Genomic DNA, 23,712 nt, shown 5'->3' with positions numbered 1-23,712 from the left:
TCTCTCAAATCAAGACTGCAGCCAATTACAGTTAGTCATCAAGTATACGTCGATTTGACATGGATGTATTGCGGCATATAGGGTTGCCGCATCACATAAATCCAGGAGACGACCTGATGATATTGAAGTCCGGTGGCATTGCCGCCGCGATGGCCGTTGCGCTATTGTCCGCGATGAGCCTTCCCGCCACTGCCCAGGAAGCCGACGCCGCCGCTTGCGGCACAGATCGAACCATTGATATTGCCGAAATGACGTGGCCGTCAGCGGCTGCTCTGGCCCATATTCACGCCACCATTCTCGAAGCCGGCTTTGGCTGCGATGTCGAGATCGTCACTGGCGATACCGTTCCCACCTCATCCTCCATGCTGACGCGCGGCACCCCTGCGGTTGCCCCGGAGCTGTGGACCAGCGCCATCGAAGAGCCCTGGGCCGAAGGCATTGCGGCCGGTGACGTGGTGAACCTTTCCGACGCCATTACCGACGGTACCGTCGAGGGCTGGTTCATTCCCCGCTATCTCCAGGAAGAGCATCCGGAGCTGACCTCTGCCGAGGCGGTGATCGCCCGGCCCGACCTGTTTGCCGATCCCGAAGAGCCCGACCAGGGGCGCCTTTATTCCTGCCCGCCAGGCTGGGCCTGCGAGCTTTCCACCTCGGCGCTGTTCGAAGCCTTCGACATGGAAGAGACCTGGAACCTGTTCTCCCCCGGTTCGGGTGGTGCGCTCGATGCGTCGATTGCGCGCGCCTTTACCCGCGAAGAGCCGATCCTGTTCTACTATTGGGGTCCCACGGCCATCCTTGGCAAGTATGACGCGGTGCAGCTCGACCTGGGCGAGACCAAGCCGGAAGTCTATGTCTGCAATACCGACCCGGATTGCGACGAGCCGGCCGGTGTGACCGCTTACCCATCCTCGCCGGCAATCGTGGGTGCGGCCGCCTGGGTTCAGGAAGAGGCTCCTGAAGTGGCCGAGTATTTCTCCAAGGTGGGTCTCACCAATGCCGAGATCAGCGAATTGCTGGTCTATGGCGACGAGAACCAGGCCGACGCTGCCGATACTGCGGTGAACTTCCTCAAGACCAAGGAAGACCTGTGGACCAGCTGGGTTTCTCCCGAGGTGGCCGAGAAGGTCAAGGCAAGCCTTAGCTGATCGTTGCCTCACAGCGAAAAGCCGATACGGCCGGGTTTCGACCCGGCCGTTTTCCGCGTGATGCCCGAATGCGATTTGCCCTTTTTTCGTTTCCCGCCGGAAACGCCTCTGGGACCGCCTTCCGGCATCGCGCGCCAAACTTCCAGGAGAAGAATGACGTGTTTCCCGAACTGATCGACACCCGCCCGTTGCGTCGGGCCATCGACGATGGCCTCAACTGGGTCGTGCGCAACTGGGGCGATGAATTCGAGGCGGCGGCCTATCCGCTGCTGATGCTGCTCAAGGCCATCGAAGACCTGCTGATCGCCACGCCATGGTGGCTGATCATGGCAATTCTGGTGGGCATTGCCTGGCTCGCCACGCGCAACTGGAAGCTGCCTGTTGTCGTGCTGGTCTCGCTGCTCTTCCTGGGGATGATGGACCTCTGGAAAGATGCGATGACCACAATGGCGCTGATGATCGCCGCAACGATCACGGCCATCGTCATCTCCATCCCGGTGGGTGTGTGGATGAGCCGGTCGCTCACGGTGCGCAATGTCATCACACCGGTACTCGACCTCATGCAGACGCTGCCGAGCTTCGTCTATCTCATTCCGACGGTCATGATTTTCGGACCGGGCAAGATTCCGGCGCTGATCGCCACCATCGTCTATGCGGCGCCGCCGCTGGTGCGCCTCACCGATCTGGGCCTGCGCTCGGTCGACCCGGCGGTGATGGAGGCCAGCCGTGCCTTCGGCACCAATCCGCGCCAGCGCCTGCTGGGCGTGCAGATTCCCTTGGCCCTGCCGACGATCCTGGCCGGTATCAACCAGACCACGATGATGGCGCTGGCCATGGTGGTCATCGCCTCGATGATCGGTGCGGGCGGGCTGGGCTATCAGGTACTGCAGGGCATCGGGCGGCTCGAGGTCAGTCGCGGGCTGTTTGCCGGGCTGGGCATCGTGGTGCTGGCGATCATCTTCGACCGCATTACCCAATCCTTCGGCAAACAATTGCAGGGCCGTATCGGCCTGGCGGAGGCACGCTCATGAACGCCATCGATATCCAGGCTGATACGCGCAGCGATCTGGCCATTGCCATGCGCGGCGTCACCAAGATTTTCGGCGAGAAGCCGCAGGAGGCGTTGGCTCTGCTGCAATCGGGCCGCTCCAAGGCCGAAGTGCAGGCCGAGACCAATCATGTGGTGGGGCTCGACAATGTGTCGCTCGATATCGCCCGCGGCCAGATTTTCGTGGTCATGGGCCTGTCCGGTTCCGGCAAGTCGACGCTGATCCGCCACGTCAACCGGCTGATCGAGCCGACTGCCGGCGAAATCGTCGTCAATGGCACGGATGTGCTCAAGATGAGCCTCGACGAATTGCGGATCTATCGGCGCACCCAGGTGGCCATGGTGTTCCAGAAGTTCGGCCTGCTGCCGCATCGTTCGGTGATCGACAATGTCGCCTATGGGCTGGAGGTCCGCGGCGTCGGCCGGCAAGAGCGTCTGACCGAGGCGGCCAAGTGGATCGAGACCGTCGGGCTGGCCGGCTACGAGCAAAGCCAGCCGCGCCAGTTGTCGGGCGGCCAGCAACAGCGCGTGGGTCTTGCCCGGGCGCTGGCGCTCGATACCGATATCATCCTGATGGACGAAGCCTTCTCGGCCCTCGATCCGCTGATCCGCTCGGGCATGCAGGACCAGTTGATCGACCTGCAGAAGTCGCTGGGCAAGACCATCCTCTTCATCACCCATGACTTCGATGAAGCGCTCAAGATCGGCGACCGCATCGCGGTGCTCAAGGACGGGGCGGTGCAGCAGGAAGGCAAGCCCGAGGACATCGTGCTGCGGCCGGCCAATGAGCATATCGAGGAATTCGTGCGCGAGGTGAACAAGGCCCGCGCCATCCATGTGCGCTCGATCATGGAAAAGGGCGAGCATGAGCTCTGCGAGCAAGCGGTATCCAAGGACGCGCGCTGCGAGGATGTGCTGCCGCTGTTTGCCGAGCACCAATGGGTGGGTGTCGTGGACGAGAGTGGGCACCAGATCGGTCGGGTCACTGCCAAGCAGGTGATCAAGGCGCTGGCCCGCTATACGCCCGGTGTCGGCTGAACCCATGCCGGCAGGGCTCTGTTAACCCTGCCGGCAACGGTCCGCCGCCGTGTCGTGCCATTGTCATGCGGCAATCATAGGTTTTGCGATCGACCGGAGGCATGGTCGCTCTAACCCAATGTAAAACAACGGATTTCTCCGTTCGTTTACCCTGTGTTCAGACCTTTTCCACGATAGATGGGATACTGCGTCCGGAACTCAACCACCATGCGCCGCGATCCTGATTTTGCTTCTGTTCTCCGCGGCTATCGCCGTGCCGCGCTCGCGGTCGCTGTGCTGGTCATCGCCATCGTGATTGTCCGCTTCCTGGCTTTCTTCAGCCTGCTGGGGGCAGAGGTGCAGGCAGTTCTGCCTGCTATCGCACTGTTCGGCGGCGTCGTGCTCCTGGCCATTCTGGCCTATGGCCACCGCTGGCTGTCGCGGCAGTTGTCGACCATAGCCGAGCAGGCTCGTCAGGCCCGGACCAGGGCCAATCGCGACGCGCTGACCGGCGTGTTCAACCGGGCCTATTTCCTCGAAGCGCTGGCCGATGACGTGTTTCATGGCGCCGAGCGGTCGGTCGGCTACCTGCAGCTCGACATGGACAATCTCAAGGTGCTCAACGACAGCGCAGGCCATGCGGCGGGCGATGCGGCCCTGGTGCATCTGGCCCGCACCATCGAACAGGTCATTCCCGGCGGCATACTGGGCCGGCTGGGCGGTGACGAGTTCGGCATCATTATCCTCGGGCATGACAACAAGCCCGGCCTCCGCCGGCTTGGCGAGGAACTGCTGCGCCAGTTGGAACGCCCGGTCAACATCATGGGCCGCCCGGTGCGGCTTTCTGCCTCCATCGGCGTGGCCCTGGCGCCGCAGGATGCCGTCGATCCGACCGACCTGATCTCCAAGGCCGATCTGGCGCTTTACAAGGGCAAGCGGTCCGGCCGCCATAGCGTGCTCTGCTACGAGCCCGACATGCTGGGCGACGAGCGGCAGCGCCGCTTCGTCGAGCGCGAGCTGCGCGCCGCCCTGATGATGAACGAGCTGGAGCTGCATTATCAGCCGATTTTCGGCGCCGACCTGCAAATCCGCTCGCATGAGGCGCTGGTGCGCTGGCGCCATCAGGTGCGCGGCATGATTTCGCCGGCCCAGTTCATCCCCATCGCCGAAGAGAGCGATCTCATCGATAAATTGGGCGATTGGGTGTTGCGGCGCGTCTGCGCCGACCTCGAAAATCTGGGCGGCAAGCCGGTGGCCATCAATGTATCGCCGATGCAGCTACGCCATGCCGATTTCGCCGGCCGGTTCGCGGCGACCCTGGCAGAGACGGGTACGGACCCACGCCGCATCGTCGTCGAGATCACCGAGACGGTGCCGCTCAATGCCGGCGATGTGGAGCTGGAAAACCTGGCGGCCCTGCGTACGCTGGGCGTGCGCATCGCCATCGACGATTTCGGGGCCGGCCATGCGAGCCTGCAATATCTTCGAGGCTTCGCCTTTGACATCATCAAGATCGACCGGAGCTACGTCGCCAATCTCGGCGCCAGTCGTATCGACGGCATGATCGTCTCGGCCATCTGCGATATCGCCCGCTCGCTGCCGGTGGAGGTGGTGGCCGAGGGCGTCGAGACGCAGGAACAGTTCATGCAGTTGCGGCAGGCAGGCTGCACGGCATTTCAGGGATTCCTGCTCGGGCGGCCCAAGCCGCTGGCCAAGACCAGCGCCGCGGTGGCTGCCTGAATGGCCCGATCCATGACAGGTTCGTGACAGCTATCCTTCCGTCGTAGTTGCGTCGGGTGGGGCCCGGCGCATATAAGGAGACGGGGAAGCCGTCCATGGCAGCGGGAGTAGTGACTTGGATTTGAAGCGGATCAACGATCACGTCAGCGTTTCGGGGCAGATTCAGCCCGAGGACGTCGCAGCGCTCAAAGCCGCCGGTTTCGTCGCCATCGTCAATAATCGCCCGGACGGGGAATCGCCCGACCAGCCGGAGGGCGCCGTCATCGAAGCGGCCGCCAAAGCCGCCGGGCTCGACTATTATGCCATCCCTCTTGGCCGTGAAGGGGTTTCGCCCGACATGGTCGAAAAGACCAAATCCGTGCTCGAGGGGAGCGCGGGTCCGGTCTTCTGCTTCTGCCGTTCGGGGACGCGCTCCACTACTTTGTGGGCGCTGAGCCAGGCGGGAGAGATGGAGGCAAGCGAGATCATTCGTGAGGCGGCCGAGGCCGGCTACGACATGAGCCACCTCGCTGGCCACCTGAGCCGCAGCTAGACTATTTGTTTCGACGGTTGGACGGGCAACCGTCCCCAGCCGTCCGCATACCTGAGCCGGACCCGCCAGGGTCCCAAACCCCTCCTGCTCGGACGGACATTCATGCCCATCAAGAAAATCCTTGTCGCCAACAGAAGCGAAATCGCCATTCGCGTGTTCCGCGCCGCCAATGAGCTGGGACTCAAGACGGTCGCCGCCTATGCCGAAGAAGACAAGCTGGCACTGCACCGGTTCAAGGCCGACGAGGCCTATCTGATCGGCAAGGGCAAGGGTCCGGTCGAAGCCTACCTGCAGATCGATGAATATATCCGCATCGCGCGCATTTCAGGCGCCGATGCCATCCATCCCGGCTATGGGCTGCTGTCGGAAAGCCCGGAATTCGTCGATGCCTGCGAGGATGCCGGCCTGATCTTCATCGGTCCGCGCGCCCAGACCATGCGCGACCTCGGCAACAAGGTTGCCGCACGCAACATGGCGATATCAAGCAATGTGCCTGTCGTGCCGGCGACCGAGGCGCTGCCTGACGATCCCGAGCAGATCAAGCAACTGGCAGCCGGGATCGGCTATCCGCTGATGCTCAAGGCGAGCTGGGGCGGCGGCGGGCGCGGCATGCGCCGCATCATGGATGAGAAGTCGCTGCTGTCGGAAGTTTCCGAAGGCAAGCGCGAGGCCAAGGCAGCCTTCGGCAAGGACGAGATGTATCTCGAAAAGCTGGTCGAGCGGGCGCGCCATGTCGAAGTGCAACTGATCGGCGACGACCACGGCAATCTGGTGCATCTCTATGAACGCGACTGCTCGGTGCAGCGCCGCAACCAGAAGGTGGTGGAGCGCGCCCCAGCACCCTATCTCAGCGACGCCGTGCGCAAGGACCTGACCGATGCCGCCGTACGGCTGGGCAAGGCGGCCAATTATCGCGGCGCCGGTACGGTCGAATTCCTGATGGATGCCGATACCGACAAGTTCTACTTCATCGAAGTGAACCCGCGCATCCAGGTGGAACATACCGTCACCGAAGAGGTGACCGGCATCGATATCGTCAAGGCGCAGATCCACCTGCTCGATGGCGCTGTCATCGGCACGCCCGAATCCGGCGTGCCGAGCCAGGAAAATATCCGGCTCAACGGCAATGCCATCCAGTGCCGGGTAACCACCGAAGATCCCGAGCACAATTTCATTCCCGACTATGGCCGCATCACCGCCTATCGCGGCGCCACCGGCTTCGGCGTGCGGCTCGATGGCGGCACGGCCTATGCCGGCGCCGTCATCACCCGGTTCTACGATCCGCTGCTGGAAAAGGTTACCTGCTGGGCGCCATCGGCCGAGGAAGCCATTGCCCGGATGCATCGCGCCCTGCGTGAATTCCGCATTCGCGGCGTGGCCACCAATCTGGCCTTCCTCGAAAACATCATCACCCACCCGGACTTCGTCGAGAATCGCTATACGACGCGGTTCATCGATACGACGCCGGAACTGTTCAACTTCAAGCCGCGCAAGGATCGCGCGACCAAGCTGCTCAGCTACATCGCCGACGTCACGGTCAATGGGCATCCCGAAGTGCGTGACCGGCCCAGGCCGCCGGCCGAAGCCGCCGCGCCGATCGTGCCGGAATTCCCGGCGCTGGCCACGATTGAGGGCAGCCGGCAGATTCTCGACCGCGATGGTCCGATGGCGCTGGCGCAATGGATGAAGGCGCAGAAGCGGGTGCTGTTCACCGACACGACCATGCGTGACGCGCATCAGTCGCTGCTGGCGACCCGCATGCGCAGCTTCGACATCACCCGCATTGCCCAAGCCTATAGCCGTGGCCTGCCCAACCTGTTCAGTCTCGAATGCTGGGGCGGGGCAACCTTCGACGTTTCCATGCGCTTCCTCAACGAGGATCCGTGGGAGCGTCTGGCCAAGGTGCGCGAGGGTGCGCCCAATATCCTGACACAGATGCTGCTGCGCGGCAGCAATGGCGTCGGCTACACCAATTATGCCGACAATGTCGTCAAGTTCTTCGTGCGCCAGGCCGCGGTCGGCGGCGTCGATATCTTCCGCGTGTTCGATTGCCTGAACTGGGTCGAGAATATGCGTGTGTCGCTCGATGCCGTCATCGAGGAGGGCAAGGTCGCCGAGGGCGTCATCTGTTATACCGGCGACCTGTTCGATCCCGAACGGTCCAAGTATGACCTCAAATATTATGTGGGGCTGGCCAAGGAGCTCGAACAGGCCGGCGCGCATGTGCTGGGCCTCAAGGACATGGCGGGGCTGCTCAAGCCTGCCGCAGCCAGGACGCTCATTGCCACGCTGAAGCAGGAAGTGGGCCTGCCCATCCACCTGCATACCCACGATACGTCAGGCGCGGCTTCAGCCACGGTGCTGGCGGCGGTCGAGGCGGGTGTCGATGCGGTGGATGCGGCCATGGATGCGCTGAGCGGCACGACCAGCCAGCCGACGCTGGGCTCGCTGGTGGCCGCCATTGCCGGCAGCGAACGCGATCCTGAACTCGACGCCAAGGCGATCCGCCAGATCTCGTTCTATTGGGAAGCCGTGCGCACGCAGTATCGCGCCTTCGAGAGCGATCTCAAGGGCGGGGCGTCCGAGGTCTATCTGCATGAAATGCCGGGTGGCCAGTTCACCAATCTCAAGGAACAGGCGCGCTCGCTGGGGCTCGAAACCCGCTGGCACGAAGTCGCCCAGACCTATGCCGACGTCAACCAGATGTTCGGCGATATCGTCAAGGTCACACCCTCATCCAAGGTGGTCGGTGACATGGCCCTGGCCATGGTCTCGGCCGGCCTCAAGCGGGCCGATGTAGAAAATCCGGACAAGGATATCGCCTTCCCCGATTCCGTTGTCGGCTTCTTCGCCGGCGATCTGGGCCAGCCGCCGGGCGGCTTCCCCAAGGAACTGCAGAAGAAGGTGCTCAAGGGCAAGAAGCCGCTGACCGAGCGGCCGGGCTCCTATCTCAAGCCGGTCGATCTTGAAGCCGAGCGCAAGAAGGTGGCCGACGAGGTCGGGCACGAGATCGACGATTTCAGGCTGGCTTCATATCTCATGTATCCCAAGGTCTATTCGGATTTCGAAAAGACGCAGGATCGCTACGGCCCCACCGAAGTGCTGCCGACCCCGGTCTATTTCTATGGGCTGGATGAAGGCGACGAACTGCTGGTCGATATCGAGAAGGGCAAGACGCTGGTCGTCAACTATCTCGGCCGCGCCCCGACCAATGAAAAGGGCGAAGTGCGGGTGTTCTTCGATCTCAACGGCCAGCCGCGCACCATTGTGGTGCCCGACCGGCTCAAGGCCGGCGAGGTCAAGATACGGGCCAAGGCGGCGCCTGGCGATGCCAAGCAGGTCGGCGCGCCGATGCCGGGTGTTATCTCGACCCTGGCCGTCAAGGAAGGCCAGCATGTCACGGCGGGCGATGTGCTGTGTTCCATTGAAGCGATGAAGATGGAAACGGCGCTCCATGCCGAAGTGGATGGGGTGATCGCCGAATTGCTGATCAAGCCGGGCGATCAGATCGACGCCAAGGACCTGCTGGTGCGGTTCGAATAAACACTAGGCCCGGAGCGATCCGGGCCTTTTTTGCTGCTAGAGCCGACGCGCCTGGCCGTCGACAGTCGGTCCATACTTGCCGGCATAGACCCGTGCGAGCACGGGCAGGCGGCTGACGATCCAGCTCACCATCAGTGGCACCAGGATCATGTCGTCGACCCAGCCAAGCAGGGGGATGACATCGGGGATGATGTCGAGCGGATTGACCAGGTAGAAGGCCACGAACAGCGTTGCGGCCTTGAGGTGGAGCGGGGTCTCGGGCGCCCAGAAAGCCTTCCAGAGCTGGACGACTTCCTTGCGGAAGAGGACGAGGCGGGGGAGGAGCATCTTGAACATGCCCTATAAATGGTTGCTGCCGGGGCCGGTTCAAGATGGCGCCGATCACCTTGCGCTGAATGGTTGGCAGGCCCGCGTCCGTTCGACACAATCGAGAAACATTGCGTCGCTACGCTAGCAGGCTTATTTCTCCCTCAGAACTCCAGAGGTGTTTTTCATGGCTGGCCCGGCAGAGCGCAGGCAATCGGTAGGTGTGGATGTCGGTGGCGTCATGGTCGGCGGCGGCGCGCCTGTTGTCGTGCAGTCGATGACCAATACCGATACCGCCGATATCGACGCCACGGTAAGGCAGGTCATGCAACTGGCCCGTGCCGGTTCGGAAATCGTGCGCATCACCGTGGACCGCGATGAATCCGCCGCTGCGGTGCCTGAAATCCGCGATCGACTGGCCTCCATGGGCTATGACGTGCCGCTGGTGGGCGACTTCCACTATATCGGCCACAAGCTGCTGACCGATCATCCGGCCTGCGCCGAGGCCTTGGCCAAATACCGCATCAATCCGGGTAATGTCGGCTTCAAGGCCAAGCGCGATACGCAATTCTCGACGCTGATCGACATTGCCAACAAATATGACAAGCCCGTCCGCATCGGGGTGAACTGGGGTTCGCTCGACGAGGAATTGCTGACCAAACTGATGGATGAGAACGCGGCCTCCGCGGTGCCGATTTCGGCGGCGGCGGTGCAGCGCGAGGCGATCATCCAGTCGGCCCTGCTTTCGGCCAGACGTGCCGAAGAACTGGGCATGGGCCGGGACAAGATCATCCTCTCGACCAAGGTCAGCGACGTCCAGCATCTGATCGCGGTCTATCAGGAGCTGGCCGCGCGCTGCGACTATGCGCTGCATCTCGGCCTCACCGAAGCCGGCATGGGCTCCAAGGGCATTGTCGCCTCGTCGGCCGCCCTGGGCATCCTGCTGCAGCAGGGCATTGGCGACACGATCCGTATTTCGCTGACGCCGGAGCCGGGCGGCGACCGCACCACCGAAGTCAAGGTAGCGCAGGAATTGCTGCAGACCATGGGCTTCCGCCAGTTCCTGCCCGTCGTGGCGGCCTGCCCCGGCTGCGGCCGCACCACCTCAACCACGTTCCAGACGCTGGCCAAGGATATCCAGGATCATCTCAACATCTCGATGCCGGAATGGCGCGAGCGCTATCCGGGGGTCGAGACGCTGTCGGTGGCTGTCATGGGCTGTATCGTCAACGGACCGGGCGAGAGCAAGCATGCCAATATCGGCATTTCGCTGCCGGGTACGGGGGAAACCCCGGCCGCGCCGGTTTTCGTCGATGGCGAGAAGGTCGCTACTTTGCGCGGGGCCGACGTAGCCGACCAGTTCAAGGTAATGGTGGCCGACTATATCGAACGCAAGTTCGGCACCGGGCAGAAGACGGCGGCGGAATGAAAGAGTTTTTCCGCCGGTTGTTCACGCCCTTCCAATCCTCGCCCCGCCGCTGGTTCTGGGTCGGCATGCTGCTGCTGGTTCTGGCGGCGCTGGCGCTGACCGGGAACCTCGCATGACCGGTTGGGAGATTGCCGGGCTTGTCGTGCCGGTAGTGCTGCTGGTGGCGCTGGTCACCGGGCTCATCTGGCATCGACAATGGAAGCGCGATCCCGAGCGGTTCAAGGCCGGGTTCAGGAACCTGACCCGCGGCTTTCATAATTCGGGCAGCGGGCGCCGCTAGGCGTCGACGGGCGGCACGCAGGCATCGGCCCATTTGTTGCCGCAGAGCTCGGCGAGCCGATCGACCGTCAGCCTGACCGAGGCATGGGTGGAGCCGCCGGCCGGGATCACCAGGTCATAGACCTTGAGTGAGACATCGAGATAGATCGGCAGCGGGGCCGGCAGGCCGAAGGGGCAGACGCCGCCCACCTGATGGCTGGTGAGGCGTAGCACGTCCTCGGCGCCCAACATGCGCGGGCGGCCGCCAAAGGCGGATTTGGATTTCTGGTTGTCCAGCCGCGCATCGCCCCGCGTCACCAGAAGGAATTCCTCGTCCTTGACGCGGATGCACAGCGTCTTGGCGATCTGGCCCGGCTCGACGCCATGGACCTCGGCCGCCAGTTGCACGGTGGCGGTCGAGGCATCGGTGACGATGACGGCAAGATCGGGGGCGCGGGTGGCGAGGTCGGCTTGGACGGAAGCAAGGCTCATGAAAAACTCGTTAGAACAGTCTGGCCAGTTTCTCTTCGAAATCGGCGCGCATCTTGTAGTGGACGGGTGCCAGGAGGGCACGGCGGAGAATGGCGGGGTCGGGCTCGCGCATGCCGTCGAGTGCCATCAATTCGGCGACCGTTATGCGCTCGCCGGCGAAGCGCGTGTAGCGCACCGGCTGGCCGGCATGCAGCATGCCCTCGGTGATCACCCGGCAATAGGCGCCGGGGCGTCCGGCCTTGTGGAAGCGGCGGATGAATTTCGGGTCGCCCATGCGCAGGGCAAAGACGTTGCAGGGCGTGCGGTGGGAGGTGACTTCGAGCACGAGCTTGTCGATGGTGAAGCGGTCGCCCACCGCGATCTGGCGCCCCTCGACGCCGCCAATGGTCAGGTTCTCGCCGAAAGTGCCGGGCGCGATCTCACGCCCCAGTTCGTTCGACCACCAGAGATAGTCGTCACTGAAATAGAGATAGACCGCCTGGTCCCGGCCGCCGTGATGCTTGCTGTCCATCACCGCATCGCCAGCCACGCCCTCGCGCGTGACGGCCACATCGCCCTCCACCGGGGTCTTGTAGATGCCGGTCTTGCCGCTCTTGCCGGGAATAGGCTGTGGCTTGCCGATATTGACGCTGGCGAGAATGGCCAAGCTCAGTACTCCCGGCTGGCAAAATAACGCACGGTGGCGCGCAGGCCGTCGGCCTTGCGGCCGAAGGTCCGCAGGGTGGACAATGCTTCGGTGACGGTCTGGTTCAATCTGGCGCGGGCGCCATCGAGCCCGAGGGTCGCCACCAGCGTCTGCTTGCCAAGCGCCGCATCCTTGCCGGTGGCCTTGCCCATGGCCTCCGGCGTGGCGGTGACGTCGAGAATGTCGTCGGCCAGTTGGAAGGCGCGGCCGGCCAGCTCGGCGTAGAGCGTCAGCACCGACAGCGCCCGCGCGTCGGCCCCGCCCAGCATGGCGCCCATGCGAACGCTGGCGCGGATCAGCGCGCCGGTCTTCATCGCCTGCATGGTGGAAATCTCGTCGGGGGAAAGGCCGCCGGCCTCGCCCTCGATATCGCGCATCTGCCCGCCCACCATGCCGCCGGCGCCGGACCCGGTGGCCAATTCGGCCACCAGCGCGACCCGCACTGCCGCATCGGGGTGACAAGCCGGGTCGGCGAGCAGCCCGAAAGCGTGGGTGAGGAGTGAGTCACCAGCCAGGATAGCCGTGGCGTCGTCATATTCCTTGTGCACGGTGGGCCGGCCACGGCGCAGGTCGTCATTGTCCATGGCGGGCAGGTCGTCATGAACAAGCGAATAGCAGTGGATCATTTCCACGGCGAGACCGGCTGTCAGCGCCTGCGCGGCGGGAATATTGAAGATCGCTGCGGCCTGCCGCACCAGCAATGGGCGCAGGCGCTTGCCACCGGCGAGGCTGCCATGGCGCATGGCCTGGATCAGCCTTGCGGGGGCCGGGCCCGGCCCGGACAGCGGCGCCGCATCGAGCTGCCGCGCCAGCGCTGCTTCCACGGCTTTGGCGCAATCGGCAATGTCGGCGGAGAAGTCGTACATGGCATGTTGCTAGCCGTTTGCCGATGCGGCGGCAAGGGGACGCGGCGCCGCGCCGGGGCTGGATGAACGGTCCCGCGGCGGTTATGGAGAGACATGGCAAGACGACGCAAATCCAAGGGCATTTGGCGCATCCTGCGCTGGCTGGGCCTTGCCGCGGCCGTGCTCGTCGCCATTCCCGTACTGTTGACACCGGTCTATCTCTTCGTCGATCCCGTCTCGGTTCCCATGCTGGAGCGCTACCTCACCGGCAGGCCGGTCGATCGCGAATGGCGCGATATCGGCGATATTTCCGACCGTCTCAAGGCCTCGGTCATTCTCTCCGAAGATGGCCAGTTCTGCCGCCACTGGGGCGTCGATCTGGGGGCGCTGCGCGACGAGGTCGATAATTTCATGGCTGGCAAGGATGCGCGGGGCGCTTCGACCATCACCATGCAGGTGGCGCGGAACCTGTTCCTGTGGAACGAGCAGAGCGTGGTGCGCAAGGCACTGGAAGTGCCGCTGGCCTTCTATATCGACCTCGTCCTGCCCAAACGGCGGATCATGGAAATCTATCTCAACATTGCCGAATGGGGTCCGGAAGGGCAGTTCGGCGTCGCGGCGGGGGCGCGAAGGGCCTTCGGCATCGCGCCGCAAAATCTCGATTGGCGGACGGCGACGCTGCTGGTGACGGCTCTGCCCAACCCCATGCTGCGGCAACCGGGGAGGCCGTCTCCGGGCATGTTGCGCATTGCCGGGATCATCGAAGCCCGCGTCATCGAATATGGCGACCGCGCCAGTTGCGTCGGCGAGAATGGGCGGCTGGCACTTTAGGCGGCGGTGGCGTCCTCGTGGGCCAGCAGGTCGGCCAGCGCCATCAACTGCCGGTCGCGAATGCCGAGCTCGCGCAGATGGCGGGCGGTATTGAGCACATAGTCGACATTGCGACCGGACAGGCCTACCCCTGATCGTACCATGGCCAGTTGCTGGTCGAGGCTCAGCCGGCCGGCAAATTGTTCGTGGTGCTCATCCACGAGAAAGGCCAGCGCACCGACCATGCGGCCATCGGCGAGATGCACCGGACGGGTGACATCGCGATAGACCGAGGTCACCTGTTCGCGCTCCTGCAGATAGGCATAGACCTGCGCCCAATCGGCATCGGCCACTTCGAACACCATGCCGCGGCAGGAGCCGCCGCGCGTCAGCCCGAAGACCAGGCCAGGCTGCTCCACCGTGCCACGATGGTGATGGGACACAATGGAAAGGCTGCGATGCGCGCCCTTGAGCAGGCCCTGTTGCGCCGAGACATGGGCAAATCCCGGATTCCAGATCAGGGAACCGTAGCCGAAGACCCAGTGGGTCGCTGTATTGTCCGTACCGTGCATCGCCATAACCTGAACAGAAACCTAGGCAAGCTTGCCGCGCGAGGCAATTGCGCAGTCTCGATAGAAGCCATGCAATCCTATGGCGACCCGGATTTACCGCCGATGAACGCCGGAGGTTGCGAAGGTGCTTCAGTCCGCCGGCCCGCGCAGGTAAGAGTGCCGCCATGAAGAAGCGAATCATCATTCTTGGCAGTGTCGTGGTGGCGGTCATTGTGCTGTGGAGCGCGGCATGGCTGGTGCTGGCTGGCGTCGTGAAGCAGAATGTCGATGCGCTGGCATTGACCGATGGCGTGACGGAACCCAATCTCACCTGCGGCACGCTGGACGTCGGCGGCTTCCCCTTCCGTTTCGACGTCGATTGCGAAACCGCCCGTATCGTCAGCGGCGATATCGTCGTCGATGTCCCCGGCATCCGCGCCAGTATTCGCGTCTATGCGCCGTTCCATGTGCTGGCCTCGGCAAAGGGGCCGCTGCAGTTGAGCGACAACTTTACCGGCACGCGCAATGGCGTGGCCTGGTCCAGCCTTGAAGCCAGCGTGCGGCTCGACAATTGGCGCATTGCCCGCGCCTCGCTATCGGGCAAGGACCTGGTCTGGTCGGACACGCTGTTCGGCGATGCGGTGATCGCGCAGAGCCCGCTCACCGAAATTCACCTGTTCGACATTCCCGAGCAATATGACGCCGAGCGGCATGTGGCGGCTTTGGCGCTTTATGCCCGGGCCGACAATCTCGCCTGGCCCGGCCTGACGCTGACCGACACCAATGCCGAAGTGCAGCTCGAGCTTTCAGGCCTGCCCGACGACGTGCGCAACTGGGGCGACCCGATGCTGCTGCCTTCCATGCAGCAGGCCGGCGGTGCGCTCAAGATCGTCGCCATTCACGCCACCGATGCGGCTTCAGTGCTCGATGCCGAGGGCCAACTCGGGCTCGACGAGCAGGGCATGGTCGACGGTCAGATCGCCATCACCTCGACCGGTGTTGCCGAGCGTATCGGACCCCTGTTGCAGGAGCCCTGGCGCACGCTGGTGCTGGGCACACCGGGTGCCGATGGCGCACATGTCAACCAGATCAATTTCCGTGCCGGCGGCATCTTCTCCGGCCTGGTGCCGATCGCCAGCCTGCCGCCTCTGTTCTAGGCGTCGTCTCCGCCGCCGTGTTCGCGGATGAACGGCACTTCGGGTGCCGGTGGGGCTTCGTGCTGGCGGCCGAAGTCCGGTGCGGCCGTTTCCTGCCCGGCCGAGATGATCGAACGGCGGATGGCGCGGGTGCGGGTGAAGAGGGCCTCCAAAGCCGGACCATCGCCCATGCGCACCGAGCGCTGCAAAGCCGACAGGTCTTCAAGGAAGCGGCCAAGCATTTCCAGCACCGCATCGCGATTGGTCAGGAACACGTCGCGCCACATGACCGGGTCGGAGGCGGCGATGCGGGTGAAATCGCGGAAGCCCGAGGCCGAGAACTTGATGACTTCGGACTGGGTGGCCGCCTCGAGGTCAGCCACCGTGCCCACGATATTGTAGGCGACCAGGTGGGGGATGTGGCTGGTAATGGCCAGCACCATATCGTGGTGGGCGGCGTCCATGCTCTCGACCTGGCTGCCCATGGCCCGCCAGAAACCGGCGAGCTTTTCGGTCTTGATCGGGTCGACTTCCGGGCCGGGGGTCAGTACGCACCAGCGCCCGGCGAACAATTCGGCAAAGCCGGCTGCCGGGCCGGAATGTTCGGTGCCGGCCAGCGGATGGCCGGGAATGAAGCTCACGCCATCAGGAATCAGTGGCGCCAAAGTCTTGACGACATGGCCTTTGACCGAACCGACATCGGAGAGAATCGCGCCCGGCTCCAGCGCCGGGGCGATGGCCTCCATCACGCTTTCATAGGCGCCTACGGGCGTGCAGATGATGACCAGATCGGCGCCGCGCACGGCTTCGGCCGCATCGAGCGTATAGATGTCGCCCAGCCCGAGTTCACGGGCTTCGTCCAGCGTTTCCTGCTTGCGGGTGGCAATGGAGATGACTTCGACCAGCCCCTGCCGCCGCGCCGCCAGCGCGATGGAGGAGCCGATCAGACCGATGCCGATCAAGGCGAGTTTGCGGAAGTGAACGCTCATGAGATCTTGACCAATGCCTTGAGAATGCCGGCGACGCCGATCATGGCCTGCTCGGAGCCGATGGAAATGCGCAAGCCGTTGGGAATGCCGTAGGAAGGGCCGATTTCGCGCACGATCAAGCCGCGCTCGCGCAGGGTCTCGAAGGCCTTGGCGGCGAATTCGGCGTCGGGAAACAGCACCATGATGAAATTGGCCTGGCTGGGCACGACGCGCATATAATTGGAATGCAGCTCCGCCGTCAGCCAGTCACGCCACCTGGCGTTGTGTTCCCTAAGGCGGGCGTTGAATTCCACGTCGCGCGTCGCCGCGGCCCCGGCCAGTTGCGCCGGCAGGTTGACGTTGAACGGGCCGCGGATGCGGTTGATGGCGTCGACCACATGTGCCGGCCCCACCATCCAGCCGATACGGGCAGCGGCCAGTCCCATCTTGGAGAAGGTACGGACCATGACGACATTGCTCGCCTCGCCCACCAGCTCAAGGCCCACCGAATAGTCGGCTGCGGTGACATATTCGGCATAGGCGCTGTCGATGACGAGCAGGATATCGGGGCGCAGCCCGGCATGCAGCCGCCGCACCTCGGCATCGCTGAGATAGGTGCCGGTCGGATTGTTGGGATTGGCCAGCCAGATGACCTTGGTCTTTTCGGTCACGGCGGCCAGCAGGGCGTCCACGTCTGCCGTGTAGTCGGTCTCCTCGACCATGACGATGCTGGCGCCGGCGGCCTTGGTGATGATCGGATAGACCGAGAAGCCATAGCGGTTCATCACCGCCTCGTCGCCTTCGCCGAGATAGGTCTGGGCCAGCAGGTGCAGCAGATCGTCCGAGCCATTGCCGCAGACGATCCTGTCCGGATCTATCCCATGCACTTCGGCCAAGGCCGTGCGCAGGATTTTCGAAGAGCCTTCGGGGTAGAGTTCCAGATGCTCCGCCGCGGCGCGAAAGGCTTCCATGGCCTTGGGGCTGGCGCCCAGCGGGCTTTCATTGGCCGAGAGCTTGATGGCATTGCTGCCCGGCGCGCCGGACTTGCCGGGCAGGTAGGGCGCAATGTCGAGAATGCCGGGCTGCGGAACGGGTCGGATAGTGTCGTCGGACATGATGCCAATCTGGGGCGGAAAAACCGCGCGGACCATAGTCAAAGCAGGCCCGGAAGGCAAAGGCTAGTCGTCGTCTTCCCGACCGAACAGGGTGCGCAATTCGTCCTTGGCATCCTCCAGCACCTTTTTCTGCTTATCGGGCAGGTTCTTGCCGGCGCGGTTGATATAGAAGGTCAGCATGGACATGGCCGAGCGGTAGGGCTCAGACTTGCGGCGATGGCTGGCCTCCGCCGAGCGCTTCAGGGACTTGGCGATTTCCCTGGAGTCATGGGATTCGAAGATATGCTCTTCGAGGTCCAGCGCATCGCTGTGTTCGGTAACGTCCTGCGACCATTTCCTTGCATTGGCCATGGCGGTTTTCCTTTTCCGGCTAACCGTCGAGACACCGCCTGCGTTGCATCACCCTTGTCGTGCCGTGGCCGTATTCAGTCCCGGCACGCGCACGAAGCGTTCCTCGCGTTTGCGGCGCGGCACGGCGGGAAAGGCTTCCTTGCGGGCGCGGACGCAGATGACTCCGCTCATGGCCGGACCTAACAGGCGGCCCACCCGCTCGAAGAGCCGGGTCGATTTCAACACCAGCGAAGACTGGAAGGGCGGCAGGAAGAGGCCATCGCGCCAGGCTTCGGGCACGAAACTGTGGTCGCGCAACAGCTTGTCGATCTGTCCGCCGGAATAGGGATTGCCCGAGCCGAAGGGCGTGTTGTCGCGCTGCGCCCAGATGCCCCTGCGGCGCGGCACGACGAGGAGCAGGTGCCCGTTGGGCGCGGTGATGCGCCAGAGTTCGCGCATCAGCTCCTCGGCATCGGCCACATGCTCCAGCGCGTGGATGGCGATGGTCAGGTCGATCGCCGCATCGGTCAGCGGCATTTCCAGCGGATCGCAGAGCACCGTGTGCGACGGGCCTTCGCGGGGCCAGGCCGAAGCGCCCTGGCGGGCCGGCATGAAGGCCAGCACGCGTTCGGCCTTGTCGAGTGTGAAGCGCATATAGGGCGTGGCGAAGCCCAGCCCCAGCACGCGCTTGCCGGTCACGTCCTCGGCCAACCCGGTCACCTGTTCGCGCACCAAGGCGCGCGAAATGCGCCCCAGTGGGGACTTGTAATAGGCGATGAGGCGGGTCACATCGGCGGTCATGCGCGCAACTCTGCCGCTTTCCCAAGGACTTGTCCAACGGACCGGTTGTCATGTGGCGCCGGTATCCCTAGCTTTCAGGTTTCCCTGCTTCGGAGTGCTGCCATGAGTCTGATCGTCGATGTGTTTCCCGCCCGGAGCGACAATTTCGGCTATCTGGTGCATGACACGGCCAGCGGCCGCACCGCGGCCATCGACGCGCCGGAAGCCGCGGCGATCCGCAACGCGCTGGTGCATCGCGGCTGGACGCTGACCGATATCTTCATCACCCACCACCATATTGACCATGTCGAAGCCATTCCCGAGCTCAAGGCAGCCTTTGGCACCCGGGTCGTGGGCCCGCGCGGCGAGGCCGACAAGATTGCCGATCTCGATGAGCTGGTAGGCGGCGGCGACACCCTGGCGCTGGGCGAGACCGTGTTCCACGTCTATGACGCGCCGGGGCATACGCTGGGCCACATCGTTTTTCACGACAAGGCGGGCAAGCATCTCTTCACCGCCGATGCGCTGTTCTCGCTCGGCGTCGGCCGCATGTTCGAGGGCACGCCGGGGCCGATGTGGGAAGGGGTCAGGGCCCTGCGCGAATTGCCTGACGATACGCTGGTCTATTGCGGCCACGAATATACCGCCAGCAACGCCAAATTCGCCCTCTCCATCGATCCGGACAATGCGGCGCTGCAGAAGCGGGCGGCCGAGGTGAAGGCCTTGCAGGCGTCCGGGCGGGCGACCATTCCGTTCCTGCTCGGCGAGGACAAGGCAGCCAATCCCTTCCTGCGGGCCGATGACCCGGTTCTGGCCAGGCATTATGGCCTCGAAGGGGCCGATCCGGCCGAGGTTTTTGCCGCGATCCGCAAGGGCAGGGACAATTTCTGACCATGGCGGCCAAGCTGACATTCAAGCCGGTGACCACGGCTAATGTCGGCGACTTCGAAACGCTGTTCGGCGCGCCCGGTGCGCCGAAATATTGCTGGTGCATGGCCTGGCGCGCCACCAGCGAAGAGCTCAAGGATACCAAGAGCGCCAGCCGCCACCGGCAGATGCTGGGGCGCATCGCGGACAAGGTGCAGGTGGGCCTGCTGGCCTATCGGGACGGAGCGCCGGTGGGCTGGGTGTCGGTGGCGCCCAAGGCGAATTTCCGCGGGCTTGGCGGCCCCGAAGATGACGAAGGGCCGGTGTGGTCGCTGACCTGCATGTTCGTCGCCAAGGCGCAGCGCAAGACGGGGCTCAGCGCCGAGCTGATCGGCGCCGCAGCCTCCCATGCACGGCAGGCAGGCGCGACGGTGCTCGAGGCCTATCCGGTCGATCCGGATTCGCCCAGCTATCGCTTCATGGGCTTCGTTCCGGCCTTCGAACGCCTCGGTTTCAAGGCAGTCGGGCGGGAGGGCAAGAGGCGGCATGTCATGCACCTGCCGCTTTAACCATCCTTCGCTTTAGCAGCGGAAATCGTTAACAGACTGTTAGCATTTGGCACGCCGATTGCGTTTAGTACCGCATAGGGCCAGATGCGTTGTGTCAATTCGAGACAGGCTGGCCCGCTTTGAGACAAGCGAGGCAAAATTGGCCAGTTCTGACACAAAGCAAGCCGGACTTCCGATGCTGATCGGTGCGCCGCGTCCGCGCCCGTCGCTGCGCCGCAGCGAAACCACTGCCGCCTTTGTCAGCCAGCTGCTGGCGGCGCGCGCGAACCTGGTGCCGCAACGCGCCCGCCGGCGCGGCAATGCGGACGGCGCCATCGGGGCTTATGCCGATGGCGCCAGTGTTGCCGTGAAGCGCATGCCGATGGGCTACCGGACGAGCATCGTCGCCTAGTGGGCCCCCATGCTCATGTCGCGCGTGGCTGATGTGATGGACATGGTGAAACCGGCCACGACATCGATCAGCGACATGACAAGCAGGATGAAGAAGACCGAGCTCGACGCCGCGCCGATCAGCAGGAACTCGACCAGAATCACCACGAAGACGATCATCGACAGCATGTGCTCGAGGATGGAGACCGTGCCGATGCGGGTGGATTTCAGCAGTTCGAAAAATAACAGGATCAGCGAACCGACGACCAGCAGGTCGCCGATGGAGACGGCCCATGGCACGCCCGAGACCATGGGAATGGAAAAGGCGGTATTGCTCCAGCCCGCTGGGTTGCCGCCCAGGAAGATGAAGACGACCAGGTTGTAGACCAGGAACGGTATGATCAGCAGAGGCGGAATGAACGGGCCGGTGCGGCGCGGTGCGGCACCGGTCGGTGGCACATAGACATGTTCGACCAAGTTGGCTCTCCTTGTTCCCTCGGCGGACCATGCCAGATTGGCGGTCCGCCGCAAAGAGTGCCTAATGGGTCGCAGATGAATGCAGGCTGAGTGGGGTGGCGGTTAACCGGGTATCGGGCTAAACACCCCCACCCTCATTCCCTCCCCACAAGGGGGAGGGAAGCCCGGACGGTGGATGAGAGAACTATTAGACCACTGACGCCGCCCATGCGCCTCCCTCCCCTTGATGGGGAGGGATTGAGGGTGGGGTGACGTCGCGAGCTGGGAGGTCGAAGTGGACATTCCCACCGAGTATCGAGCGGATCTCAGCGCTTCAGCTTGAGCGGGCCGACCATCTGTTCGGGCTTAACTTCGGCGTCGAATTCCTCGCCTGACAGCAGGCCCAGCTTGACCGCTTCCTCGCGCAGGGTGGTGCCGTTCTTGTGGGCGGTCTTGGCGATCTTGGCGGCATTGTCGTAGCCGATCCGGCGGTTGAGGGCGGTGACCAGCATCAGCGACTGGTCGACCAGTTGTTTGATGCGTTTGCGGTCGGGCTCGATGCCGACGGCGCAATTGTCGTTGAAGCTCTTGGCGCTGTCGGCCAGCAGCCGAACGGCCTGCAGGAAATTGTAGGCGATGACGGGCTTGAAGACGTTGAGTTCGAAATTGCCCTGGCTGGCAGCGAAACCAATCGCGGCGTCATTGCCCATGACATGGGCGACGACCATGGTCATGGCTTCGGACTGGGTCGGGTTGACCTTGCCCGGCATGATGGAGGAGCCGGGCTCGTTTTCCGGAATGGTGATCTCGCCCAGGCCCGAGCGGGGCCCGGAGGCCAGCCAGCGTACGTCATTGGCGATCTTCATGAAGGCGACGGCGAGTTGCTTGAGGGCGCCCGAGGTGCCGACAAAGGCGTCGTGGCCGGCCAGCAGAGCGAACTTGTTCGGCCCGGTGACGAAGCCATGGCCGGTCAGGGTGGCGATTTCCCTGGCGACGGCCACGGCATAATCGGGATGGGCATTGAGGCCGGTGCCGACGGCGGTGCCGCCCAAAGCCAGTTCCTTGAGCTGGGGCAGGGTGGCCTTGATGGCCGCGACGGCATAGTCGATCTGGGCGACCCAGCCGGAGATTTCCTGGCCCAGGGTCAGGGGCGTCGCATCCTGCAAGTGGGTGCGGCCGATCTTGACTACGTCCATGAACGCCTCGGATTTGGCGTGGAGCGTGTCGCGCAGCAGTTGCACGCGCGGGAAAAGATAGTTTTCCAGCGCCTCGACGGCGGCGATATGCATGGCCGTGGGATAGGTGTCGTTGGACGACTGGCTCATATTGACGTGGTCATTGGGATGCACGGGCTTCTTGGAGCCCATGGTGCCGCCAGCCATTTCGATGGCGCGGTTGGAGATGACCTCGTTGACATTCATGTTGGACTGGGTGCCCGAGCCGGTCTGCCAGACGACGAGCGGGAAATGATCGGCCAGCTTGCCCGCGATCACCTCGTCGGCGGCGGCCACGATCAGGTCGCGGGTGGTTTCATCGAGCAGGCCCAGCTTGTGGTTGGCGAGGGCAGCGGCCTTTTTCAGCACGCCGAAGGCGGTGACGATCTCGGTCGGCATCTTCTCGCCGCCGATGTCGAAGTTCATCAGGCTGCGAGCGGTCTGCGCGCCGTAATACTTGTCGGAGGGGACCTCGATGGTGCCCATCGTATCCGATTCAACGCGCATGCTCATGGCTTAACTCCGAGAAAAGTTGGCCGCTCTTGCTGGCGGCGGAAAAGCAAAACGGCCGACCCCGAGGAGGGCCGGCCGTTGCATAACAGAAACGAGCGCAAGGCGCGCCTCGTCTTTCGTTTACTTCTTGGCGTCGAGAATCTGCCGGCCGCGATACATGCCGGTCTTGAGGTCGACGTGATGCGGACGGCGCAGCTCGCCCGAATCCTTGTCTTCGACATAGGAAGGGGCGGCAAGGGCGTCGGCCGAGCGGCGGAAGCCGCGCTTCATCGGCGAGGTCTTGCGTTTTGGCACTGCCATGGTCGGTACTCCGAATTCAATATCGTTGCGCCGCCAGAGCGGCCCAGAGAGGTCATCTCTGAAAGGGATTGGTCGGCTCTATAGAGCAAGTGTGCGGGCTTGGCTAGGGGGTTTGCGCGGAGTCTTGGGTGGGATTTTGCCGGATGGTTCAGTCGTCTCCCTCCCCCTTGTGGGGAGGGACCAAGGGTGGGGTGATCTCTCAACCATCGCCTATGCGGCGGCATACCCCCACCCTGCTCGATCACGGACTTAGCAAGGGCTAAGTCCTATCTCGCTTCCCTCCCCACAAGGGGGAGGATGGATCCGGTGGGCGTGGCGATGACGTTAAGCCGCCTGCATGCCCTGGGCCGGTTCGGCGCCTTCGAGGTCCCAGATAGTGGTGAGGCGTTCGGCGGCGGCGCCAGGGGTGAGCAGGCGGTAGGCGCGGTCGGCACAATCGAGCGCCAGACGGAAGCGCGTGCGGCTCATCGGATCGGCGACCAGTTCGCCGGTCGAGCCGACCCAAAGCACATGATTGCCCTTGGCGATGAGATAGAGATCGGCATCGGTCATGGCGAAGCGTTCGAGATTTTCGCTGACCAGGCCATAGGCCCGCCCGGACCGGCCGCGCCAGTCGCTCTGCCGGCCGAAGCCGTGGACCACTACCCTGTTCTCGCCATAGCCAGCCATCACGCTATCCCCGCAGCGGGTATCA

The 23,712-nt window shown here is 63.7% G+C and carries 26 protein-coding genes; 13 read left to right on the top strand and 13 right to left on the bottom strand.

Going from position 1 to position 23,712, the window contains the following annotated elements:
• Positions 1–116: 116 nt before the first annotated feature.
• The 6 genes from NVV79_RS13350 to pyc all read left to right on the top strand — a co-directional run bounded on the left by NVV79_RS13350 (position 117) and on the right by pyc (position 9,025).
• On the top strand, positions 117–1,145 hold the full coding sequence (locus NVV79_RS13350; RefSeq protein ID WP_303990273.1) for an ABC transporter substrate-binding protein: 1,029 nt from the start codon (positions 117–119) through the stop codon (positions 1,143–1,145).
• Between the two features lie 158 nt (positions 1,146–1,303).
• Positions 1,304–2,176, top strand: coding sequence for a proline/glycine betaine ABC transporter permease (locus NVV79_RS13345; RefSeq protein ID WP_303990271.1), 873 nt, complete (start codon positions 1,304–1,306; stop codon positions 2,174–2,176).
• Positions 2,173–3,231: a glycine betaine/L-proline ABC transporter ATP-binding protein gene (locus NVV79_RS13340; RefSeq protein WP_303990268.1), complete on the top strand. Its 1,059-nt coding sequence runs from the start codon at positions 2,173–2,175 to the stop codon at positions 3,229–3,231. The genes NVV79_RS13345 and NVV79_RS13340 overlap by 4 nt, the downstream gene beginning before the upstream one ends.
• Positions 3,232–3,438: 207 nt before the next feature.
• Positions 3,439–4,950, top strand: a complete 1,512-nt coding sequence (locus NVV79_RS13335) for a bifunctional diguanylate cyclase/phosphodiesterase (RefSeq protein ID WP_303990265.1) — start codon at positions 3,439–3,441, stop codon at positions 4,948–4,950.
• A 115-nt stretch (positions 4,951–5,065) separates the two neighbouring features.
• On the top strand, positions 5,066–5,482 hold the full coding sequence (locus tag NVV79_RS13330; RefSeq protein WP_303990262.1) for a TIGR01244 family sulfur transferase: 417 nt from the start codon (positions 5,066–5,068) through the stop codon (positions 5,480–5,482).
• Positions 5,483–5,584: 102 nt separating this feature from the next.
• Positions 5,585–9,025, top strand: coding sequence for a pyruvate carboxylase (gene pyc, locus NVV79_RS13325; RefSeq protein ID WP_303990259.1), 3,441 nt, complete (start codon positions 5,585–5,587; stop codon positions 9,023–9,025).
• A 36-nt stretch (positions 9,026–9,061) separates the two neighbouring features.
• On the opposite strand, the gene NVV79_RS13320 is transcribed toward pyc, so the two are convergent.
• The gene (locus tag NVV79_RS13320; RefSeq protein ID WP_303990256.1) at positions 9,062–9,361 is read right to left on the bottom strand and encodes a YkvA family protein; all 300 of its coding nucleotides are present in this window, start codon (positions 9,359–9,361) and stop codon (positions 9,062–9,064) included.
• 157 nt (positions 9,362–9,518) lie between these two features.
• Between NVV79_RS13320 and ispG the strand changes: the two genes are divergently transcribed.
• Together ispG and NVV79_RS13310 are read left to right on the top strand one after the other, a co-directional pair.
• Positions 9,519–10,760, top strand: a complete 1,242-nt coding sequence (gene ispG / locus NVV79_RS13315) for a flavodoxin-dependent (E)-4-hydroxy-3-methylbut-2-enyl-diphosphate synthase (protein ID WP_303990253.1) — start codon at positions 9,519–9,521, stop codon at positions 10,758–10,760.
• A gap of 112 nt (positions 10,761–10,872) precedes the next feature.
• On the top strand, positions 10,873–11,040 hold the full coding sequence (locus NVV79_RS13310; protein ID WP_303990250.1) for a hypothetical protein: 168 nt from the start codon (positions 10,873–10,875) through the stop codon (positions 11,038–11,040).
• Here the strand turns inward: NVV79_RS13310 and NVV79_RS13305 are convergent.
• The 3 genes from NVV79_RS13305 to NVV79_RS13295 are packed head-to-tail and all read right to left on the bottom strand — an operon-like array spanning position 11,037 to position 13,061.
• Positions 11,037–11,510: a YbaK/EbsC family protein gene (locus NVV79_RS13305; protein WP_303990246.1), complete on the bottom strand. Its 474-nt coding sequence runs from the start codon at positions 11,508–11,510 to the stop codon at positions 11,037–11,039. The genes NVV79_RS13310 and NVV79_RS13305 overlap by 4 nt on opposite strands.
• A gap of 10 nt (positions 11,511–11,520) precedes the next feature.
• A complete protein-coding gene (locus NVV79_RS13300) occupies positions 11,521–12,156 on the bottom strand; it encodes an MOSC domain-containing protein (RefSeq protein WP_303990243.1) in 636 nt (211 codons plus the stop codon).
• A gap of 2 nt (positions 12,157–12,158) precedes the next feature.
• On the bottom strand, positions 12,159–13,061 hold the full coding sequence (locus NVV79_RS13295) for a polyprenyl synthetase family protein (RefSeq protein ID WP_303990241.1): 903 nt from the start codon (positions 13,059–13,061) through the stop codon (positions 12,159–12,161).
• A gap of 93 nt (positions 13,062–13,154) precedes the next feature.
• On the opposite strand from NVV79_RS13295, the gene NVV79_RS13290 reads away from it, so the two are divergent.
• The gene (locus NVV79_RS13290) at positions 13,155–13,871 is read left to right on the top strand and encodes a transglycosylase domain-containing protein (RefSeq protein WP_303990239.1); all 717 of its coding nucleotides are present in this window, start codon (positions 13,155–13,157) and stop codon (positions 13,869–13,871) included.
• Here the strand turns inward: NVV79_RS13290 and NVV79_RS13285 are convergent.
• Positions 13,868–14,422: a gamma-glutamylcyclotransferase gene (locus tag NVV79_RS13285; RefSeq protein WP_303990236.1), complete on the bottom strand. Its 555-nt coding sequence runs from the start codon at positions 14,420–14,422 to the stop codon at positions 13,868–13,870. The two genes, NVV79_RS13290 and NVV79_RS13285, sit on opposite strands and share 4 nt — an antisense overlap.
• A gap of 164 nt (positions 14,423–14,586) precedes the next feature.
• Here NVV79_RS13285 and NVV79_RS13280 point away from each other — a divergent pair, with 164 nt between their 5' ends.
• Positions 14,587–15,558, top strand: a complete 972-nt coding sequence (locus NVV79_RS13280) for a DUF2125 domain-containing protein (RefSeq protein ID WP_303990233.1) — start codon at positions 14,587–14,589, stop codon at positions 15,556–15,558.
• On the opposite strand, the gene NVV79_RS13275 is transcribed toward NVV79_RS13280, so the two are convergent.
• The 4 genes from NVV79_RS13275 to NVV79_RS13260 form a co-directional block, all read right to left on the bottom strand.
• A complete protein-coding gene (locus NVV79_RS13275) occupies positions 15,555–16,526 on the bottom strand; it encodes a prephenate/arogenate dehydrogenase family protein (RefSeq protein ID WP_303990230.1) in 972 nt (323 codons plus the stop codon). The genes NVV79_RS13280 and NVV79_RS13275 overlap by 4 nt on opposite strands.
• The gene (gene hisC, locus NVV79_RS13270; RefSeq protein WP_303990228.1) at positions 16,523–17,620 is read right to left on the bottom strand and encodes a histidinol-phosphate transaminase; all 1,098 of its coding nucleotides are present in this window, start codon (positions 17,618–17,620) and stop codon (positions 16,523–16,525) included. Before hisC ends, NVV79_RS13275 begins: the two co-directional genes overlap by 4 nt.
• A gap of 63 nt (positions 17,621–17,683) precedes the next feature.
• Complete coding sequence (locus NVV79_RS13265) at positions 17,684–17,971, bottom strand: DUF3175 domain-containing protein (protein ID WP_303990226.1); 288 nt, start codon at positions 17,969–17,971, stop codon at positions 17,684–17,686.
• Between the two features lie 48 nt (positions 17,972–18,019).
• Entirely contained in the window at positions 18,020–18,751 is a 732-nt protein-coding gene (locus NVV79_RS13260) for a methyltransferase domain-containing protein (protein ID WP_303990224.1), read from the bottom strand.
• 102 nt (positions 18,752–18,853) lie between these two features.
• Between NVV79_RS13260 and gloB the strand changes: the two genes are divergently transcribed.
• From gloB to NVV79_RS13245, 3 genes are all read left to right on the top strand, one after another.
• Positions 18,854–19,621 carry a hydroxyacylglutathione hydrolase gene (gene gloB / locus NVV79_RS13255; RefSeq protein WP_303990222.1) on the top strand — a complete coding sequence of 256 codons (768 nt, stop codon included), beginning with the start codon at positions 18,854–18,856 and terminating at the stop codon, positions 19,619–19,621.
• A 2-nt stretch (positions 19,622–19,623) separates the two neighbouring features.
• Positions 19,624–20,166: a GNAT family N-acetyltransferase gene (locus NVV79_RS13250; protein WP_303990219.1), complete on the top strand. Its 543-nt coding sequence runs from the start codon at positions 19,624–19,626 to the stop codon at positions 20,164–20,166.
• 139 nt (positions 20,167–20,305) lie between these two features.
• On the top strand, positions 20,306–20,557 hold the full coding sequence (locus tag NVV79_RS13245) for a hypothetical protein (protein WP_303990216.1): 252 nt from the start codon (positions 20,306–20,308) through the stop codon (positions 20,555–20,557).
• Here NVV79_RS13245 and NVV79_RS13240 read toward each other — a convergent pair.
• From NVV79_RS13240 to NVV79_RS13225, 4 genes are all read right to left on the bottom strand, one after another.
• Positions 20,554–21,012, bottom strand: a complete 459-nt coding sequence (locus NVV79_RS13240; RefSeq protein WP_303990215.1) for a hypothetical protein — start codon at positions 21,010–21,012, stop codon at positions 20,554–20,556. The two genes, NVV79_RS13245 and NVV79_RS13240, sit on opposite strands and share 4 nt — an antisense overlap.
• Before the next feature lie 305 nt (positions 21,013–21,317).
• The gene (gene fumC / locus NVV79_RS13235) at positions 21,318–22,718 is read right to left on the bottom strand and encodes a class II fumarate hydratase (RefSeq protein WP_303990213.1); all 1,401 of its coding nucleotides are present in this window, start codon (positions 22,716–22,718) and stop codon (positions 21,318–21,320) included.
• A 120-nt stretch (positions 22,719–22,838) separates the two neighbouring features.
• The gene (gene rpmF, locus NVV79_RS13230) at positions 22,839–23,018 is read right to left on the bottom strand and encodes a 50S ribosomal protein L32 (RefSeq protein WP_146290592.1); all 180 of its coding nucleotides are present in this window, start codon (positions 23,016–23,018) and stop codon (positions 22,839–22,841) included.
• A 324-nt stretch (positions 23,019–23,342) separates the two neighbouring features.
• On the bottom strand, positions 23,343–23,687 hold the full coding sequence (locus NVV79_RS13225; RefSeq protein ID WP_303990208.1) for a hypothetical protein: 345 nt from the start codon (positions 23,685–23,687) through the stop codon (positions 23,343–23,345).
• Positions 23,688–23,712: the final 25 nt, after the last annotated feature.

The organism is Devosia ginsengisoli, from assembly GCF_024707105.1.
Taxonomy (GTDB): Bacteria; Pseudomonadota; Alphaproteobacteria; order Rhizobiales; family Devosiaceae; genus Devosia; species Devosia ginsengisoli_A.
This window is presented reverse-complemented; position numbering and strand designations above follow the sequence as displayed.